We start from the raw sequence: 20,052 nt of genomic DNA on the forward strand, positions 1-20,052 counted from the left end.
GCAGTAAGCAACTTAACTTTCTTAATATCTTAATGGTAGAAAAAAATTAGTTTTCGAGTGAATTTAATATTTCAGCAATGTGAATGGTTTTAATTCTGCTTTTCTGTCTTTTTAGAATTCCGTCCAAATGCATTAAGCAAGACATATCTCCACCCGTAATATAATCCACATCATGACTTTCGTGATCTTTAATGCGATCTTGCCCCATTTTTACAGAAACGGCTTCTTCGGTCACACAGAAAGTGCCTCCAAAACCGCAGCATTCGTCTTTTCTGGTCAAAGAAATCAAGTCAAGATCTTTTATACTGTGCAGCAATTGCTCTGGTTTAGAAAAAAATGGTGCGTTCAACTCAGACATCTGCGAAAGCTTTAATCCGCGCTGACCGTGACAGCTTACGTGCATTCCGACTTTATAAGGAAATCTTCCGTCAATATGATCGATTTTTAAAACGTCGGTTATAAATTCGGTAAGTTCGTAAACCGTATTTCGAATTGCTGCCGCTTTTTCTTCTTGTTTTTCATCGTGCAAATGGTCTTTTACGTGCAGAACACAGCTTCCAGAAGGGCAGACTATGTAATCAAATCCAGAAAAATTGGCAATAAAATTGGCATCGCATCCTTTGGTTAAATGCGCATAACCGCTATTTGCCATTGGCTGTCCGCAACAGGTCTGTCCCATTGGAAAATGCACGTCACAGCCTAATTTTTGAAGTAATTGGTAGGTTGCGATTCCTACTTTAGGATAAAATTGGTCGACATAACAAGGTATAAAAAGTCCAATTTTCATGTTGTAATATTTAGTGTGTTGTTCATTAGGCGTGTACTGTAAAAATGTAAAAAATACGTTTCTCAACAAATTTACAACATACAGACCATTTTTACCTAATGTTTATAGAATTTCAAGTCAATTAAATCGTTCTGAATTGGTTTTGGATTCCAGTTATCATGAATTGCCAAAGCTGCCCCCAAAGCACTCGCCTGCGCCATTGAAGCGGCATAAACTTCAATGTCTGGAAAAGCTTCTGCCAATAAATTCATATAAATCGAATTTTTACTGAAACCTCCATCCACAAAAATCTTTTTTACTGGGCTGTTATGAATTACCAAATTGGTCGAAAAAACCTGCTGTTCTACCAAATCCAGCATTAATTGATGATAGGCCGTCTCGTAATCTTTGAAATAGGAAAGATCCCTTTTTTGAAAAGGGCATTCTTTCAGAATATCAAAATCGTATTTTTTAGGATAGATAATCTGATAATTAAGCGCTCTTAAATTGGCTACGATTTTTTTGTCAAAATAAACTTCTTTGTACGCGTCAACTGGAACATTAAAATGCTGTGCCAAACGTTTGGTCTGCACTTCATGTTCATTTCCTGCAAACAAACGCGCTGCTTTTACGGGTTTGTTTGTGTATTGCATATAACAAAGACAGTCATTTTGCGATTCGTCAAAAGTCAACGGTTTATTGTTGAATGGGTTTAGAGAAATACTCCAAGTTCCTGTAGACAATAAAACAAAAGGTTCTGTAAAATTGATTGTGTACGGAATAATCGCTGATGAACTATCGTGAAGCCCAACTCCAATAGCCAGATTATCATTGTTTAGGATAACATCTTTACCAAAATGCATTGGCGGAATTTTATCTGAAATAGCTTCTTCCTTCAGCCATTTATGATATTTCATTTTTTTGAAATTCCATAAATTGGTATGGCATCCAATACTTGTAATATCGGCGTATGCTTCATTCGTTAAAAGAAAACTTAAAAACTGCGGCAGATGCAGACAGTATTTTACTTTTTTGAATATTTCGGGTTTTTCTTCTTTCAATCGGTAAATCTGCATTCCCGAATTTAAGCTGCCCAAAACGGGAGAAGCTGTTTTTACAGCAAACTTTTTTTCTCCTTTGTATTTTTTATAAAAATCAGATTGTAACTCCTCTGGATAATCTTTTAGATAATTATACAGAGGAGTTAAAATTTTTCCGTTTTCGTCTATATAAACAAAACTGGCTCCGTAAGTGCTGAAATTGATGGCTTTTAAAACATAATCTTTAAGCTCTTTTATTTCAGATAATCGATCTAAAATCCAGTTTTTCAGCACTTCGATATCTTCGCAAGGAAAACCGTCTTCGTCTGCTGTTTCATCCAGATTTACAGATTTTTCCCAGACAATTTTATAATTTTCGTTAAATAAAAAAACCTTTTTGTTTGTTTTGCCAATATCAAAAATCGCAACTACATTCATTTATTTTAATTATGAGTTATGAATTATAAATTATGAGTTCTTGAATTATGATTTTATCTTTAAGCTAAGTCTATTCATGTTTTCAGTAAAAACGCAAAAAGACTCAACTTATAACTCATAATTCATAATTACAATCCTGTTGCTACTGTTTTTAAACCTCTTTCGTCAATTAAGCTTTCTCTAACCTGAAGCGAACGATACAATGCCACTGGATTTAATGCTGCGCCAGAACGAAGGCGGGCTTCTGCCACTAATGCGCGAACATCTGTGCGGAAAGCATTTTGAAGAATTTCCTGCGCTTTTACGACATCATTTTCTTCTTGAGCCTTTTCTAACGCTTTTCTGTCGACAGAAAGCGCTTGTGCGTAAGCAATCATAATTGCTTCGACAGATTGCAGTAAATCTTCTAATGGATCTTTGATATTGTGGGAAGCATCGATCATCCAGCCTAAATCTTTGGCGTGATTCATTCCTCTTGCATCCATTCCTTCTACCAATTCATTAAAAATCAAGAATAATTGGTAAGGCTTTAATGCTCCGGCTGTTAAATCGTCGTCACCGTATTTTGAATCGTTAAAGTGGAAACCTCCTAATTTGTTTTCCATCAGCAATAAAGAAACAATCTGCTCGATATTAGCATTTGGAAGATGGTGCCCTAAGTCTACCAAAGTCTGCGCTTTGTCTCCTAACTTTTTAACATACGAATAAGACTGTCCCCAATCTGCTACAGTTGTAGAATAAAAATTAGGCTCTGCACATTTGTATTCTAAAAACAACTTCCAGTTTGAAGGCAATGCGTCGTAGATTTCTTCTAAACTTTCTAAAGTATTTTGGTAGGCTTTTCTGAAGTTTAACTGTCCTGGAAAATTAGAACCATCTGCCAGCCAAACTGTTAAAGATTCAGATCCTAATTCGATTCCGTGTTTGATCACTTCAATATTGTGAGCAATCGCCTGTTTGCGAACTGCTTTGTTTACGTTTTGCAAAGAACCGTATTTGTAAGTATGCTCAGCGTTTGCCTGATCTTGAAATGTGTTCGAATTCATCGCATCAAATTTCAATCCGTGCTGTGCTGCTAATGTTTTTATTTCATTATAATTTGTTGGAATATCCCAAGGAATATGAAGTGAAATTGCTCCTGAGGCACTGTTTAATTTGTGAAGCAATCCGACATCTTCGATTTTTTCTTCTAATGAACGAGGCTCTCCTCCACCGGCAAAACGTCCAAATCTTGTTCCTCCTGTTCCTAAAGCCCAAGACGGAATTGCAATTTGAAAGTCGATTAATTTTTGAATAATCGCTTCTGTATCATTTATTTCTGATGCTGTAAAAACCAGCTTATTTTGGTGTTTTTTAATTAAATCCCCGTTATGAGAATCAATGTGGTTTGATGAGATTATCATAGTTATTGATATTTTAATAGAGTTTTACAAGGTATAAATTTTATATGTCTAGTATATTTTTTTAACACGTGGCGTTGAGTTTTAGTCGCTGACTCTACGGATTCGTTATCTGCGTTCATTTTACGCATTCAGTATTCTAAACCTAGAAATTTTATAGCGGCAAAACGATGGTTGTACTTCACTTTTTTGTTCAGTTTTGTTTGTCAAAGCGAATTGTTATATGCTAAAAAAATCTAACGTTCGAAAGAATTCGAACGCTAGACCACAAAAAACCACTTTTGCTTAAACAAACTTATATAAAAAACCTAAACAATCTTTATCTATAAAAGCCCATTGCAACGCCGCCGTCTACGTTTAAGGCGTTTCCTGTAGATTTATTCAAGAAACCTCCAACAAACGCAAAACAAGCATTTGCGATATCATCAGGCAATATGATTTCATTTAATAGCGTACGTTTTGCATAGTAAGCCGGAAGTTCTTCAACTGTAATTCCGTATGCTTTTGCACGACCTTCTGCCCATCCACCAGACCAAATGTTTGAATCTGAAATTACAGCATCAGGATTTACTGTATTTACACGAATTTTATCGGCTCCAAGTTCTGCGGCCATTAAGCGTGTTAAGTGCGCTTGAGCAGCTTTTGCCGAACCATAACCTGGGTTATTCGGACCAGCGACAACAGCGTTTTTAGAAACGATATTTACGATATCTCCTCCAAAACCTTGTTTACGCATTACTTCGATTCCAGCTTTAGAAACAATAAATTGTCCTTTTACCAAGATGTCATATAATCTATCCCACTCTTCAAGAGTATGTTCTGCGATAGATTTTGAAATACTGATTCCAGCATTATTCACTACAATGTCAACACCTCCAAAAGCTAAACAAGCTTCATCCAATGCTTTTTCTGTACTTGTTTCGTCAGTAACATTCAATAAAGTGCTTGAAACTGCATCTTTACCGAAAGCTTTAATAAACTCAGCAGTTGCTCCTTCTAAACGTTCTTCGTTAATATCATTGATTACCACGCAAGCACCTTCTTGAGCGAATTTTTTAGCAATAGCTTTACCAATTCCGCCCGCAGAACCGGTGATTAAAGCTACTCTTCCAGATAATGCTTTTGGTTTTGGCATACGCTGTAATTTTGCTTCTTCCAACAACCAATATTCGATATCAAAAGCTTCTTGGTGCGGCAATGAAGTATATTCTGAAACTGCTTCAGCACCTTTCATTACGTTTACTGCATTGATGTAATATTCAGATGCCAAACGCGCCATTGTTTTGTCTTTAGCAAAGGTGAACATACCTACTCCAGGATACAAAATAACAACTGGATTTGGGTCACGCATTGCTGGCGAATTTGATTTCTTGCAAGCATTGTAATAGTCTTTGTACATGGCGCGGTAAGCCTCAAAAGCAGGAGCCAATTTTGCTTTAACCGCTTCAATGTCAGACAAATCTTCATTTGGATCCAGTTCTAAAACCAATGGACTGATTTTAGTTCTTAAAAAGTGGTCTGGACAAGATGTTCCCAGTGGGGCTAATTTTGCTAAATCATTAGAATTAATGAACTCTAAAACTCTTGCATCGTCTGTATAATGTCCAATCATCTGACGCTCTGACGAACAGAAGCCTCTTAAAATCGGAGCTACTTTTGCCGCTTTCAATTTACGGTCTGCTTCAGAAAGACTTTCAATTTTCTGCCCTCCAAAAACCGGACGCTTTTTTCCGTAATTATCTTCTAAGTAAGAAGCGCATTTCTCGATTACTTCCAGCGTATTGATATAACTGTCAAACGCAGTATCTCCCCAAGTAAATAAACCATGAGAACCTAACATGATTCCGCGCAATTGTTTACCGTTTTTTGCTGCTGTTTCTAAACAGGCTCTTAATTGAAGACCAAGATCAAAACCTGGACGCTGCCAGCCTACCCAGCCAATTTCTCCGTTAAATAATTCTTCTGTTATTTTCTTTCCATCTTTCGCAGCAGCGATAGCAATTGCCGCATCTGGATGCAAGTGATCGATATGTTTGAATGGAAGAAAACCATGCAAAGGCGTATCTATTGAAGGCGCTTTTGACGCTAAATCGAAAATACAGTGGTTGAATAATTCTACCATTTCATCTTCAAACTCAATACCTCTGTAAACATTTTCAAGGTTACGAAGTCTGTCCAAATACAAAGCCGCACAACCAGATTTTGTCAATGTTCCAATATCACCGCCCGAACCCTTAATCCACATTACTTCAGAAGATTCTCCAGTAAGAGGATCTTTGTCTGTAATTTTTACAGAAGTATTTCCGCCTCCGTAGTTGGTCAATCTTAAATCAGCCCCTAGCAAGTTAGAACGATAAATAAAAAGCGCTACTTCATCACCTGCTAATGCTGCTGCCTTAGCCTCATCCCAAAGGTAGCTTACATGCTTAAAATTCATATTATTAATTGTGTTTGTATTCGACATATAGTATTTTAAATTATTTCTTTTGTACTTATTTTATAATGAGTTACCAATTCCTACCAAAACAATCGAAAGCATAATAAGCCCGATTCCCCAAATGAAAGTTCTAAATGTTTTTTTAGAAACTCCCGTCCATTCTTTCAAATAAAATCCCCAGAAATTTGCTGTCAGGATAATTGTTGCCATATGCAGAATCCATGAGCTGGCGCCGTTTCCTAATTTGCTTTCTCCCATTCCGTAGAAGAAAAACTGCAAAAACCACATTGTTCCGGCAAGTGCAGAAAACAAAACATTTTTGGCTATGGGAGTCGATTTATTGGCGTAATCACCAATTGTTTTATTTTTAAAATTCAAATAGATGCACCAGATAAAGTTTGTTGTAAGTCCTCCCCAAAGCAAAACGATATAGGTTACATTGTTTTGAAATAAAGGATTGCATCCGTTAATTACGGCTTGCTCTGCCATAGGTTTTCCAGCTTCGATTCCGTAATTAAAGAATGAACTTAAAATTCCCGAAATAACCGCCACGGTAAGCCCTTTTACCAAACTGAAATCTTTATCCTTATCTTCATGCCCTGTTGCAAAATCTTTTTCTTTAAGCATCCCTGCTTTTCCAGAAATAGCAATTCCTAAAAGGCAAACGGCAACTCCCAATAAAACCAGCTGTCCGCCAGGATTAGCAAGCATATGAGAAAATGAAATTTTTCCTTCTGTTGGATACAAATCGTAATATATTGACGGAACCAAAGCTCCAAATGCAGAACAAAATCCTAATGTAATAGAGTTTCCTAAAGACATTCCTAAATAGCGAACGCCTAGACCATAAGTTAAACCGCCAATTCCCCAGATTAAGCCCATCGAAAAAGTAAAGGCTTTGATTGATGGAGAAGCTGCAGCGATAATTTCGCCAAAATTTGGAATCGTTAAATAAGCTGCAATAGGAGGAACAATCAGCCAAGAGAAAAATCCTCCCACAAGCCAATAGCTTTCCCAAGCCCAGTCCTTCACTTTTTTAAAAGGCATATAAAAACTACCCGAAGAAAATCCTCCGATTGAGTGAAAAATGATTCCTAATAATGATTCCATAGTATTGTTTTCGGTTTAGGTTAGGTTTGTTAGTAATTTGGTTTTGTAAAATAAGAGAATGTCAAAAAGAAAACTGTCCTGTACTATCCTTTACGGATTTCATATTTTTTGTTAAAACTAAAGATTATTAGAAATAACGGTTTGCAATTATTGGGTAAATAAATTTAAAATGGCTATTTTAGCAATTGATTTCGCAATTATTGATTCTTCATTCGAGCTAAAATTCAGAAATCATAAAAAAAAGACTACAAGCCTTGTCAATTTCTCTTTTTCATATCGAAAATGATTCTGCTTAACAGATTCTTTTTTAAAGAAGAGATTTTTTTAAAATATTTAGAATTAAAAAGAGTCTTGTTGAAATACGAGACAGATTTCCTCAAAATGAACATGATTAAACTTATTAAAATAGATGAAGATTCTCGAGTTCCTAAATACAAACAGATTGTTGACTCTATTCTTCAGAACATCGCTAATGGAAATTTAAAAATCAATCAAAAAATTCCTTCTATCAATAGTTTCAGCGAAGAATTTTATATGTCTCGCGATACTGTTGAGAAAGCTTATAATATTTTAAAAGAAAGAAAAATCATTTCTTCCATTAGAGGAAAAGGCTACTATATTACCCGAACTAAATTGGAGTCGAAAGTCAATATTTTGTTTTTGACGAATAAGTTGAGTTCGTACAAAATGAAAACCTACAGTTCGTTTATCGATACTTTGGGCGCCAATGCACACGTTGACCTGCAAATTTACCACTGCGACGAAACGCTGTTTTTGAATATCTTAGATAAGTTTGAAGGCGCATACGACTATTATGTCATCACGACACATTTTAAGACAGACGAACTAAAACATCTAAGTTTTACAGATGATGTTGTAAGTGCCATTAAAAAGATTCCGCAAGAAAAGCTGGTTGTTTTAGATAATATCAAATTAGGAACTGGTGACGACGTTATCAAAATTTATCAGGATTTTGAAAATGATATTTATAATGCCTTAAAAGAAGGGCTTTCTAAAATCACAAAATACAAGCGCTTAATTTTGGTGTACCCAGACAAGGCCGTTTATCCTTATCCGAGACGAATTTTGCACGGATTCCGAAAATTCTGTGTGGAGCATGAAATCAATTTTGAAATCTTAAGCGAGGTTTATGATGACATGATCCTTAAAAAAGGAGATTTATTTATCACAATTGAAGAATCTGATCTTGTAAATTTAATGAAGCAGATTCGTGATGAAGAATTTGTTTTAGGCAAAGAAATTGGGGTTATATCTTATAATGACACCCCACTGAAAGAATTGTTGGGCATTACTGTAATGTCTACCGACTTTAATGTTATGGGAGAAACAGCCGCGCGAATGATCTTGAATAAAGAAAAAGGCCAGGTAAAAGTTCCTTTTAATTTTATTGACCGAAATTCTATATAAGGTTCTGAGATACTAAGATGCTGAGCTTCTAAGTTTTCTCTTCCTTTTCTTATACTTTTTAATACTTTGTACTTTGCAAAAAAAAACCTCGTCTTTTGGACGAGGTTTCTGTGGTATTATTTTTTTGATTCTTCGATAGAAACTTTTCTGAACTCTTTTAAAAGTTTTTCGATTTCTAAAGTCGATTTACGTGCTCTTGGTCCAGCAGCTTTAATTCCTTTTTCAGTCAAAGATTCAGCTTCAGTTTTGAATGTTTCAATTTCGGCGTTGATTTTTACTAATAAATCTTTCATGCTTATATATTGTTAAATTAAGTCACAAAAATAAAAGTTTGTGTGATAGTTACAACAATTTTGCTGTTAAATTTAATGCAGTTTTTCATTCATTTTCTTCACATTAAATTCACTTTTGTTTTTTACAAAAAACCAGCAATCACAATACATTAGCAATCAAAGACTTATTTGCAAGATAATTCTACCGAAGAGGTTTTAAAGCATTGTACATCATATACAAATTCCTAAAAAAAATATGCAAAAATGCCTTCTAAGCCCCTCCTATTTGTTAAAATTTGATGATAAAAATCACTGCAAATTGAAAAAAACAGTCGTTTAGCACCTTAAAAAGGCCGCTTATTTAGCCGTTACTGTTATTTTTACGGAAAGCTGTTTGGCCAAATTGGTCACGTAGTTGGTAAAAAAAGCGGAATCACTAAAGCCTTTATCTGCACTCAATTCCCAAGCTGCAATAGCATAATAGCTAATCTCTTTATTGTTTTCTACTTTTAATTTTGCCAAATACGAATCTGTCAGCTGTCCAGTTTTAGGAGCCTCTATATAACCTTGATAAAGATCTGCTGGAACTAGAATGGCAGTTCCCAAAATCCACTGGCGCTCGTAAGTGAGGTAATCGTGCTGAATTAAGCAAACCCAATCTCCAGCTTCAATAACCTGCAACGGGTTTTTATTGTTTAAATTCGAAATTGCCGCCAGAAAGGTTTCCGTCCCTTTAATTCCGTTTATCGAAACCGTATTTTTGTAACCGTACATTCCGGGCCAGATCGAAGTTGTTTCCTGCACTTGATACAAGTTTCCAGAGGCACTCCAATTTTGATAGTGATAGCTTAAAACCGAATTTACAGGTCCTTCAGCCGCAATTTTAAAAGTCGTTTTTTCTACATTATTGATAGTATCATTTCCTAAAATTCCAAGTCTGTTTATTTTATTGTCAATTAGTAACGCGTAACCTCCGAGACCTACCGAATTTCCAACAGGAAAAATATCTCTACCCCAATCGTACATCACATGATAATTATCCTCAACGGCACCTTTACTGTTTATGCCTACATTTTCTGGCGTTATGGCTGGAAGTTTTTTCCCGAAAACATCTTTTGAATTTCTTCCGTCCAAATAATGCCTAAAGCCAACCTTATCATTTTCCCAAGTTGGTCCGTCTGTCTGATATTTTTGGTACCCAAGTTTTTTATGAACCTGATTGGCCATTAGAACTTCCTGCGTGTCTGGATGGACAGGAAGATTTTTTCCTTCTCGTTTTCCAAAACGAACACTGGTTTTTATGGTAAATTTTGGATCTGTCTCGGACCATTTTAACTGAATGTTTTTTTCTTCGTTTGGCAAAAAGTCAGCCGTAAAGAAAAGTTCATCCCATTTTCCATCGCCATTAAGATCGTTTGTCTGTGCCGGAATTGTATCTGTTTTAAAAAGCAGTATCGGAAACGTTCCTTTTATATTTTTTTCTCCGATGTTTTCCCTTTTGATAGCAATTGCCTTTTGCGAAAGCACTAGAGAACTGCTGTTTTTAAGGATAATTGTTTTTTCTGATACGCTTTGAGAAACTTTACAGCTAGTGAGTAAAGCTGTAAATAAAACAATTGGAATATAAAATAATACTCTTTTTTTCATTCTTTCTAAGTCTTTATTTTTTCTGAACAATTTAAGAGTTTTAATTGTTACAACAACACTTAAAAAAGAAAACTTTGTTTAAAAGAATGATCTGTGCATTTGCTCTTCTTGCCTTAAAGTTTGTTGCAAATTATAATTTGCAACCTAATCGTAAAGCCTACCAGTTACAATTATGGTTAATTTAGTATTGAAATCATTCCTAAAAACAGCCTAAAAAAAAATTATGAAAAAAACAGTCTTAATTATAATGTTTGCTGGTTTGCTGTCCGTAAGCTGCAAACAATCGCCTAAAGATGAAGCCACTGCTACTGGCACTTCTCCTGCTCCTACAGATCAGGACATTGTAGGCGGATATCCAACGGCTGAATCTACTGAAAAACTAAATGACGAATTGTATTTTCAGAGAGCCACTCAGGTATATTTATGGGCATTGCCAGCTGTAAATATGTATGCTATGAAAGAAGGTTTGGGTAAAATATCTGGTGAAGGGTATAATGTTATTTCTGTTTTTGAAAAAAGATTAAAACCTAGAACAGTTATCACAACTCCAAATTCTGATGTAATTTATGCTCTCGGATTTGCCGATTTGAGCAAAACAGGCCCTTTAGTTCTAGAGGTTCCTCCGATGCTGCAGGGAATATTAGATGATTTTTGGCACAGACCTCTTGCAGGTCCGGCAAAACCAGATGGTACGACTTATTTAGGAGATATTGGTCTTCCTGGCCCTGATAAAGGAAAAGGCGGCAAATATTTAGTGATTCCTTCCGATTATAAAGGTACTGTAGATGACAAAAATTATTTTGTTTTCAGATGTAAAACAAACGGACTTTTTATTTTTCAGCGCGGTTTCTTTCAGTCGGTTGATGATCTTTCGCCTGGTGTAAAATCTGTTGAAGGAATAAAGGTGTATCCTCTTAACGGAGAAAAGAAACCTATGAGTTTTAAGCACGTTTCGGATGTACCTTCAAATTCATTGTTTGCCCATGATTTCAGCTATTTTGAAATGTTGGACAGATTTATACAAAGCGATAAAATAGATGATGTTGATCCTTATATGCATGGTATGTTAGAAGCTATCGGCATCAAAAAAGGAGAAGCTTTTAAACCTACAGAAAAACAAAAAGAAATTTTGGACAGAGCGGCTAAAACGGCTTGGAAAATGGCTAAAAATGTGGCTGGAAATTACGATAAAGAAAAAGATGCCATCTGGTGGGCAGACCGCAAATGGATTGCTCATGGCAAAACTAAACTTGATGATTTCATGCATACGCTTCTAGACGAAGAATACCGCAATAGAATAACAAAACATACAGATGTGAATGCTAAAATTCAGATGTACATTAACCATTATTCAATAAGTTCTGGAATGATGTCTTCTATTCCGGGTCTTGGTGCAAAATATGGAAATGCTTATAAAGATAAAGACGGCAATTTTCTGATGGGCGAAAACACTTATAAGATTACTTTTCCTGCAAATCCGCCAGCAGGTTTATTCTGGTCACTTACGCTTTATGACGCTGAAACAGCATCGGGAGTAGATGCAAAGGATCAAGTTTATCCGTCTTTGAATTCTATGAACAAACTAATTTACAATCCTGATAAATCGGTGACTTTTATCGTTAGTCCAGAAAAACCATCAGGAGACGCCAACTGGCTGAAAACAGTTCCAGGCAAAGGCTGGTTTGCACTCTTCCGTTTCTACGGACCGAAACAAGAGTTTTTTGACCGAAAATATAAACCTGGAGATTTTGAAAAAGTAAACTAATCTGTCCCGTTTCAAAAAAAAACTTGATGAAACTAAGATCGTATATTATATGCCTTTTATCATGCTGTTGCTGGACGTCAGTTTTCAGCCAGTCTGATACGGATCGTAAAACGTCTGTTGAAGAAATGAGCAAAAAAAGACAAGATCCCGTGAGTGGTCTGCGTAGTGTTTTTCTACAGGAAGTATTGCTTCCTGTAGGAGACGGTATGGCAAGTTCGTTTTCTGTACAGCCTGTTTATCCTTTTAAACTTGGGACAAATTTAAAGCTTATTACTTATACCATTATTCCGTTTCAGTCCTTACCTTCTATTACGGCAGACGCTACCTGCGAAGCTGGAATGGGAAATATTCTCTTCAACGGTTATTTTTCGAGTATTACTAAAAAAGGAAAATTCAGTTGGGGAATTGGGCCTGCCATGCAGATTCCGACTCGCACCAATGCTGCACTGGGAAGCAATCGCTTAAGTCTTGGCCCAACTGCCTTATTGTACTACGCTGGCGATAAATTTTCTCTCGGAACTGTTGTCCAAAACTATTGGTCGCTTGGCGGCGATGAAGATAACAAGGTTAGTGCAGGAAGTCTCCAGTATGTGGCATATTATAACTTTTCGCAAGGCTGGTTTATAGAAAGCAATGCTACTATTGTAGCCAACTGGCTGGCTCCTAGCCACGATAAATGGCTGGTTCCTATTGGCGGCGGTCCCGGCAAAACTTTTCAGATTGGATCTAAAAGCAAATTATTTTATTCTGCCGCAGCTCAGGGTTTTTACAACGTAGAAAAACCCAGTTATGTAGGCAATTGGCAAGCTATCATTCAGTTTCAGGTTATTTTTTAAACCGCTGCAAAATATTGATTTTACTTAATTCCGTTTTTAAGATTCTTTAATGAAGCATCTTTCGAAAGCTTAATTTGGTTAATTACAATTTCAGCAATTTTATTTGCTCCTAATAATGAAAGGTGCGTATCATCAGCTTTGTCTTTATCATAAAAAGCATTCTCTCCTGCTTTGAAATGAAGATGAAGCTGTTTTGATTTTTCTGGCCCATAAGACTGCTCCAATAATTCGGTGTAATATTCTAAATCTATAAAAGGCACATTGTATTCTTGCGCAACCAATCGGGTTTCTAAAGGATAATCGCCATGTGTGGGCACTAAAACGCCTTTCTCGTTAAAATTACGTCTGCTAATTGAAGTCAACAATACCGGAATTGCTCCTTTTTCTCTGCTTTCTTTTACAAAACGAATGAGATTGTATCTGTAAGCGGTATGCGGATTTGTGTAACGCGCAGAGTCTTCTATTTTCTGGTCGTTATGCCCAAATTCAATAAAAACATAATCTCCTTTTTTCAATTTGTTATAAACTGAATCCCAGCGTTTTTCGTTGATAAAGCTTCTGGTGCTTCGTCCGTTTACAGCTTTATTGATTACGGTTACATTTTCACTGAAAAATGGTTGCAATACCTGCGCCCATCCGTGTTCTGGATTTTTTTCGGGGTCTTTCTTATTTGCCATTGTAGAGTCGCCAATGCAATACAAGGATGTTTTTTGAGCAAAACAAACTGTGGTGATTAGGAATGTTAGGATGATGTATTTTTTCATTTTTCTATTGTTTTTGTTTTTTTACAGCTAAGTTTTTTTTTACCGCAAAGCGCGCTAAGGTTACGCAAAGTTCACAAAGTTTTTTGTTTCTCTTCTTTGTCTAGAAGGCGCTAAGCTTTGTCTCCGTTTGTCAGTCTGAGCGAAGTCGAAGACCTTTACGCCACGAAAATCCTTCGACTCCGCTCAGGAGGACAATACTTTGCCGATATCCTTTGTGTAGACGCACTGCAATGCGTCTCTACAGAAAATCTTTGCGAGCTTTGCCTCCTTTACAAAACTTTGTTTGCTTTGCGTATTCTTTGTGTGCTTTGCGTTAAAAAATTAACCGCAAAGTAGACGCACTGCAATGCGTCTCTACGGAAAATCTTTGCGAGCTTTGCCTCCTTTACTAAAACTTTGTGTGCTTTGCGTATTCTTTGTGTGCTTTGCGTTAAAAAATTAACCGCAAAGTAGCCGCACTGAAGTACGTCTCTACGGAAAATCTTTGCGAGCTTTGCCTCCTTTACAAAACTTTGTGTGCTTTGCGTATTCTTTGTGTACTTTGCGTTAAAAAATTAACCGCAAAGTAGACGCACTGAAGTGCGTCTCTACGGAAAATCTTTGAACCTTTGTCTCTAAGAAACTTCGAACCTTAAAAAAATCTACTACTTAGAAACGGCTGTCGGTACTGTTGCTCGCTTACCTATAAACACATCTGTCATCAATACATTTTCAGCATTTTCGTTCGACAGCGCATTTTTAGCTTCTTTTATTTCTATGTTTTTTAATGATATGTTCTTGATTTTTTTATCTGCGAATCCTTGAATTACAATCCCTGATTCAGATGCTTTATTGCAAGTGATATCCGAAAAATATACATTTGATATATCCGATTGATAGCCTTTTCCTTCTCCATGATAATTTGATGTAATGTAAAGGCAGTCTTCTACTTGGTCTAATTGAATATTTCTAACAAATATATTTTTAATATATCCTCCGCGATCGGCATTGGTTTTTAGATAAATTCCTCTTTTTAAATATCCCGCTGTTTTACAGTTTTCTACAAAAACATTCTGAACTCCAGCCGACATTTCGCTCCCGATCACAACTCCGTGCAATCCTTTAAAATTACAGTTTCTAATGACAATATTTTGGCTTGGCGTTGCTGTGTTGGCCCTTCCTTCATGATCTCTTCCCGCTTTTATGGCCACATTATCGTCTCCATTGTCAAAAGTGACATTTTCAATTAAAACGTCTTTGGCATATTCGGGATCGATTCCGTCGTTGTTATGATTTAGCGATTTATAGCTTATCCCGCGAATGGTGATGCTTTCTGATTTTAAAAGGTGCAGACACCAGAATGGCGAATTTTCGATTCTGATATTTTCTACTAAAATATTTTTGCAATTGAGAAACTGAATCATCTGCGGTCTCAAAAAATAGCCTTCTCCAAATTTTCTTTCGCTCAATGGCACCTTATTATGATTCATGTCACGGCTTCGGCTTTTGCCTTCGTTCTCTTTTGCTTTAAAGGTCTTCCAAGTCTTCCCTCCTTCGCCATCCATAATGCCTTCGCCAGAAATGGCAATATTAGTGCAATTATTAGCATAAATAAGCGGACTGTAATTGTAAAGCATCGTTCCTTCCCAGCTGGTTAAAACCATTGGAAGATAGTCTTTTGGATTGTCGCTGAATTTTATTTTTGCTCCTTTTTCGAGCTTCAGATTAACGTTGCTCACAAAATGAATCGGGCCGTTTATTTTGTAGATTCCTTTTGGAACAATAATCGTTCCTCCGCTGTTCTTTTTGCACAATGCCATTGCCTTATCAAAAGCCTTTTTATTGTCTGAAACAGAATCTCCTTTTGCTCCTAATTTCGTCACATTGATTTGAAAAGAAGGAATTTCTGGAAGCTTTATGTTCTTTACAATAGAATCGACTTTTGCTGATGGGAAATCTGTGTTTTGTGCAAAACATACGCTGGTGATTAGTAGTAAGAGAAGGTATTTTATATTCATACTTTTAATATTGAATTTGTGTCGTTTTTTTTACCGCAAAGTGCGCGAAGTTTTTTCTTTATTTTCGTTATGTTCTATATCGAAAGGACACAAAGCTTTGTCGATTCTTTGTGTAGACGCACTGCCGTGCGTCTCTACGGAAAAAACTTTGTCTCTTTGTTTCTTTGAACCTTTGCTACTAAATTTAAAATTCTTTGTCGATTCTCTTTGCGTAGACGCACTGCGGTGCGTCTCTACGTGAAAATCTTGCGAAATTTGTCTCCTTTACAAAAACTTTGTGTTCTTTGCGTATTCTTTGTGTGCTTTGCGTTAAAAAATTAACCGCATAGCATTACAATTTGCACTGTAAACTGAGACTGCGACTGAATACTAAAAATACCACGCTCCAGCCTTATCCTTAAGAATGTTCTCAATAGTATATTGTGCAGCATCTTTTTTTGAAAGCTGATGCGACCATTTTACTCTTTTTGATGGCTGAAAACCTTCGCCACTGCAATTGTATTCGGCGTAAAAGGCATTTTTTTCTGCTTCTGGTTTTGACCAGTTTTCCCAGCCCTCTGGCTTAATTTGTGCCCCCATTTCGCAGTTCATAAAAACCGTTTTGGCAAAAATGCGCCACGGCCTTCCTAAGTAAACTTCTTTTGCTTCAGGATTTGCTGTCAGCTTGCAATTTTTAAAAACAAATCCAAACGGTGTGTCTTCTGGGGTTGAAGCTGCTGTGATATACGAACTTTTGATGCTGTGAATGGTACAGTTCTCAAACAAAGCTGTTGCGCCTCCAAAAATAAAATCGGTTGTTCCTTCGATATAACAGTCTTTAAAATACTGTTTGGCCTCTTTTCCTGATAAATACAAAGTATCCTGATTTCCTAAAAAATTGCAGTTTGTTATTTTAACACGATTTCCTGTCACCGACAATGCAATAGCCTGCCCGCGATCTCCCGAAGTATTTTTAATGGTTAGGTTTGATGCCGAAAAATCATCGCTTTCAACCAAAAGCGTGTAGGTATAAAAGGTGCTGTTTCTTCCCAAAGCAATTTTCGAAAAATTATCATCAAAGGCAATGATGGTGTTTTCTTTGCTTTCGCCTTGCAGAACCACATTGGTATTCCATTCTGGAATTCTGACTTTCTCGTTATACGTTCCGTTTTTCACATAAATGGTAACTTTCTCATAAGGAAAAGCAGGAGTCGCATAAACGGCATCTTGAATTTTGGTGTAATCTCCAGAACCGTCTTGAGCTACTGTGATATAATTTACGTTTTTCTTTTCTGATGCGCCTACTTTAGTGCCATTTTTAACTGCCCAGTCCGGAAATTTTTTCAAAACTTCTTGCGGTGCGTCTGAATACCAAGAGTAGCCATTTCTTCTCTCTGATCCTATCTGATCCAGCGATTTTTTCTTGATTCCGTCACGGTCGCAAAAGAAAGGTTCATTGGTTTCCAAATCCATAAATCTTGCCCAAATGGGTTTAGCATTTGCTGTTGGAATCATTTTTTTGTCTACAATTTTTCCAGCGTCATTTAAGACTCTTTTTTCTTCTAAATTGGTGATTTTAGTTTTTTCGAACCACGCTACAGCACTTTTTACGGCTGTTACAATTTCTCTTGAAGGTTTGTCAATGGACATTAAAAGCAGCACTATTTTTGCCGATTCGTAACCGCTTAGCGAAGCCAATTCAAAAGCTCTAGCATTTGCAGGAGCCAATGTAACTTCATCGTGCTGAGCACACCATGCTGTTAAAACTCCGTTTTGTTTGTACTGTGTTTTTAAGATGCAGTCAATTCCTTTGTCAAAAGCTTTTTTGCATTTTTCTACAACTTCTTTTGATGGTTTTATACTGTAATAATCCGATTCGTCTGCAACGGCTTTTATGACATTCATAATATTCACCATCGAATCGTCATTATAGGTAATGTGCGTATAATATCCTTTTTTTAACGGATAAAACTGTGGCCAGCCTCCGTTTGCATATTGCGCTTCAAGCAGATAATTCAATCCTTTTAAGAAAGATTCTCGATAGCGTTCGTCTTTTACCTGCGCGTACATTCTAGACATAAAAAGCATTTCTTGGCTAGTTGCTCCGTTGTCTGTAGTAGTTTCTACAGCTGTTTTTTTGAGCGCAATCAAATCTTTTTTCTGCTTATCGCTCAATTCATCCTGCATCTGAATATTCTTTGGCCAGCCCCCTATATCTCTTTGATACAAAAGCACATTTTCTGCTATTTTTTTGGCTTCCGCCGAAGCAAACCAAGAAGCATCATTCTTTCGAATAATTTCGGGCCATCTTTTGTAGGTGTTTTGAGATTTTACAGCAAAACTGCAAAAACATACAAAAAGCACTATTTGTTTCTTTAACTGCATCATTTTTTTATTTCGTTATTCTAAACCAATCCACTTCAACGTTTCCAGAATCATTTTTTATTTCTTTGCCTAACGCAAAAAGTCCGACTTTGGCTCCAATCCATTTGCCTTCTCTCGATTTGAAATCATTCCCAATCGTCTGATAATTTTTATCGTCTAAGCTGTAAAAGAAACTGCACATTCCGTCTTTCTTAATTTGAACTCTCAGATAAATGGTATTGCTATCAATTGCGATCGGTTTTGTCCCTGTTTCTGAAACACTTTTATCAAAAGTTCCTGTTTTCTGATTTAGGTACAATTTCCCATCAATATTTTGAAAACATAGCAAACTATAATCTAACCCCATTACGATCAGACCTGTTGATTCGCCTTTTAATCTCGAATTGAAAGTCAGTTTTGCTGTAGCTGTAAATTCTTCAGCAGGGAATTTTTGCAGTAATAAATTTGGAGCATTAAAAATATTGGCTGTTGTGGTATTGCAAAACAGATTCAGGTATCCTAAACTAGTCGGAAATCCAAAATTGATTTGTTTGTTGGCCTGCCATTGCCATTGCAATCCTAATTTGGGTTCGTTAAACTCATCTGAAGTTGCTGGAACTTCTATTGGGTATTTTTTGCCAACATTTGGTTTTCTGTAGGTAGTTACAGGTTCTCCAATTCCGTTTTTATCAAAATCTTCTCCCATAACTGGCCAGTCGTTTAGCCATTTCATAGGTTGCAGATGCACAATGCGTCCGTAGGCGCCTTTATCCTGAAAATGGAAAAACCAGTCTTCTCCTGTCTGCGTCGTTACCCAAGCACCTTGATGCGGACCATTTATAGCGGTCGAACCTTGTTCCAGAACCTTCTTTTTTTCGTAAGGTCCAAAAACATTTTTCGATCTTAAAATAGTCTGCCATCCCGTTGGAACGCCGCCTGCTGGAGCAAAAATGTAGTAATATCCGTTTCGTTTGTAAAATTTAGGGCCTTCAATAGTTTCTTCTCCTTTATGTCCGTCAATAAGCATTACTTCGTCATTATTTACAACGGTTCCTTCTGGATTCATAGTGCAAACCACTAACAAACTTTTAATCTGTGCACGACTTCCTGCAAAGGCATGAGTCAGATAAGCTTTGCCGTCTGTATCCCAAAGCGGACTAGGATCAATCAATCCTTTTCCTGCTTTGACCAAAAGCGGTTCAGACCAAGGGCCTTCAGCATTTTTGGCTTTTATCATATAAATTCCGAAATCGGGATCGGGATAGTATATGTAGAATTCATTTTTATGATAGGTAATGCTTGGCGCCCAAACTCCATTTCCGTGCTGCACACTGTCGTATGTTTCAAACGGAGGCTGTTTTACCAAAGCATGACCGATAATTTTCCAGTTTACCAAATCTTTCGAATGTAAAATAGGCAACCCCGGAATACAGTTAAAAGATGAAGCCGTCATATAATAATCATCTCCCACGCGAACAACATCTGGATCTGAGTAATCGGCATGAATAACAGGATTGGTGTATGTTCCGTCTCCGTTATCGGGCACCCAGACTTGTGCTGCATTCTTTTGAAAAGAAAAAATACAGAAAAGGAATATGATGATTTTTATGTTTTTCATTTTTAACTGTTCTTTTATTTAAACCCGACAGGTTTTATCCCGAAGCTTCGGGACTGTCGGGTTTGTAACTTGCATATTCTTTGAGGAGTTTCTTTGCGATGCTTCTCCCGAAGTCTCGGGATCGCTCAGCAAGACAAATTGGAGCATTCATAACTCATAACTCATAACTCAAAACTCATAACTTTTAGAAA

Annotated in this window: 14 protein-coding genes; 3 read left to right on the forward strand and 11 right to left on the reverse strand. The window is 36.7% G+C overall.

What is annotated here, in order from left to right; all coding sequences use genetic code 11:
* Nucleotides 1-46: 46 nt before the first annotated feature.
* The 5 genes from N4T20_RS17445 to rhaT form a co-directional block, all read right to left on the reverse strand.
* Nucleotides 47-787, reverse strand: coding sequence for a (Fe-S)-binding protein (locus N4T20_RS17445; protein ID WP_260670399.1), 741 nt, complete (start codon nt 785-787; stop codon nt 47-49).
* Nucleotides 788-882: 95 nt separating this feature from the next.
* Nucleotides 883-2,244: an FGGY-family carbohydrate kinase gene (locus tag N4T20_RS17450; RefSeq protein ID WP_260670400.1), complete on the reverse strand. Its 1,362-nt coding sequence runs from the start codon at nt 2,242-2,244 to the stop codon at nt 883-885.
* A gap of 128 nt (nt 2,245-2,372) precedes the next feature.
* A complete protein-coding gene (locus N4T20_RS17455; protein WP_260670401.1) occupies nt 2,373-3,647 on the reverse strand; it encodes a TIM barrel protein in 1,275 nt (424 codons plus the stop codon).
* 316 nt (nt 3,648-3,963) lie between these two features.
* Nucleotides 3,964-6,108 carry a bifunctional aldolase/short-chain dehydrogenase gene (locus N4T20_RS17460; protein ID WP_260670402.1) on the reverse strand — a complete coding sequence of 715 codons (2,145 nt, stop codon included), beginning with the start codon at nt 6,106-6,108 and terminating at the stop codon, nt 3,964-3,966.
* 33 nt (nt 6,109-6,141) lie between these two features.
* Nucleotides 6,142-7,191 (reverse strand): L-rhamnose/proton symporter RhaT, encoded by a 1,050-nt coding sequence (rhaT, locus tag N4T20_RS17465; protein ID WP_260670403.1) that lies wholly within the window; start codon nt 7,189-7,191, stop codon nt 6,142-6,144.
* A 387-nt stretch (nt 7,192-7,578) separates the two neighbouring features.
* On the opposite strand from rhaT, the gene N4T20_RS17470 reads away from it, so the two are divergent.
* Nucleotides 7,579-8,619: a GntR family transcriptional regulator gene (locus tag N4T20_RS17470; protein WP_260670404.1), complete on the forward strand. Its 1,041-nt coding sequence runs from the start codon at nt 7,579-7,581 to the stop codon at nt 8,617-8,619.
* A gap of 116 nt (nt 8,620-8,735) precedes the next feature.
* Here N4T20_RS17470 and N4T20_RS17475 read toward each other — a convergent pair whose 3' ends face one another.
* Both N4T20_RS17475 and N4T20_RS17480 read right to left on the reverse strand, forming a co-directional pair.
* Nucleotides 8,736-8,912: a histone H1 gene (locus N4T20_RS17475; protein ID WP_209575633.1), complete on the reverse strand. Its 177-nt coding sequence runs from the start codon at nt 8,910-8,912 to the stop codon at nt 8,736-8,738.
* A gap of 336 nt (nt 8,913-9,248) precedes the next feature.
* Nucleotides 9,249-10,538 (reverse strand): DUF4861 domain-containing protein, encoded by a 1,290-nt coding sequence (locus N4T20_RS17480; RefSeq protein WP_260670405.1) that lies wholly within the window; start codon nt 10,536-10,538, stop codon nt 9,249-9,251.
* A 223-nt stretch (nt 10,539-10,761) separates the two neighbouring features.
* On the opposite strand from N4T20_RS17480, the gene N4T20_RS17485 reads away from it, so the two are divergent.
* Both N4T20_RS17485 and N4T20_RS17490 read left to right on the forward strand, forming a co-directional pair.
* Entirely contained in the window at nt 10,762-12,303 is a 1,542-nt protein-coding gene (locus tag N4T20_RS17485; RefSeq protein WP_260670406.1) for a DUF1254 domain-containing protein, read from the forward strand.
* Nucleotides 12,304-12,329: 26 nt separating this feature from the next.
* Complete coding sequence (locus tag N4T20_RS17490; RefSeq protein ID WP_260670407.1) at nt 12,330-13,139, forward strand: transporter; 810 nt, start codon at nt 12,330-12,332, stop codon at nt 13,137-13,139.
* 20 nt (nt 13,140-13,159) lie between these two features.
* Here the strand turns inward: N4T20_RS17490 and N4T20_RS17495 are convergent, their stop codons facing one another.
* From N4T20_RS17495 to N4T20_RS17510, 4 genes are all read right to left on the reverse strand, one after another.
* Complete coding sequence (locus N4T20_RS17495) at nt 13,160-13,903, reverse strand: rhamnogalacturonan acetylesterase (protein WP_260670408.1); 744 nt, start codon at nt 13,901-13,903, stop codon at nt 13,160-13,162.
* A 644-nt stretch (nt 13,904-14,547) separates the two neighbouring features.
* On the reverse strand, nt 14,548-15,900 hold the full coding sequence (locus tag N4T20_RS17500) for a glycoside hydrolase family 28 protein (protein WP_260670409.1): 1,353 nt from the start codon (nt 15,898-15,900) through the stop codon (nt 14,548-14,550).
* A gap of 369 nt (nt 15,901-16,269) precedes the next feature.
* A complete protein-coding gene (gene pelA / locus N4T20_RS17505; RefSeq protein WP_260670410.1) occupies nt 16,270-18,267 on the reverse strand; it encodes a pectate lyase in 1,998 nt (665 codons plus the stop codon).
* A gap of 4 nt (nt 18,268-18,271) precedes the next feature.
* The gene (locus tag N4T20_RS17510; protein ID WP_260670411.1) at nt 18,272-19,861 is read right to left on the reverse strand and encodes a glycoside hydrolase 43 family protein; all 1,590 of its coding nucleotides are present in this window, start codon (nt 19,859-19,861) and stop codon (nt 18,272-18,274) included.
* Nucleotides 19,862-20,052 lie beyond the last annotated feature (191 nt).

The sequence above is a fragment of the Flavobacterium sp. TR2 genome (genome assembly GCF_025252405.1).
In the GTDB taxonomy this organism is placed as follows: domain Bacteria; phylum Bacteroidota; class Bacteroidia; order Flavobacteriales; family Flavobacteriaceae; genus Flavobacterium.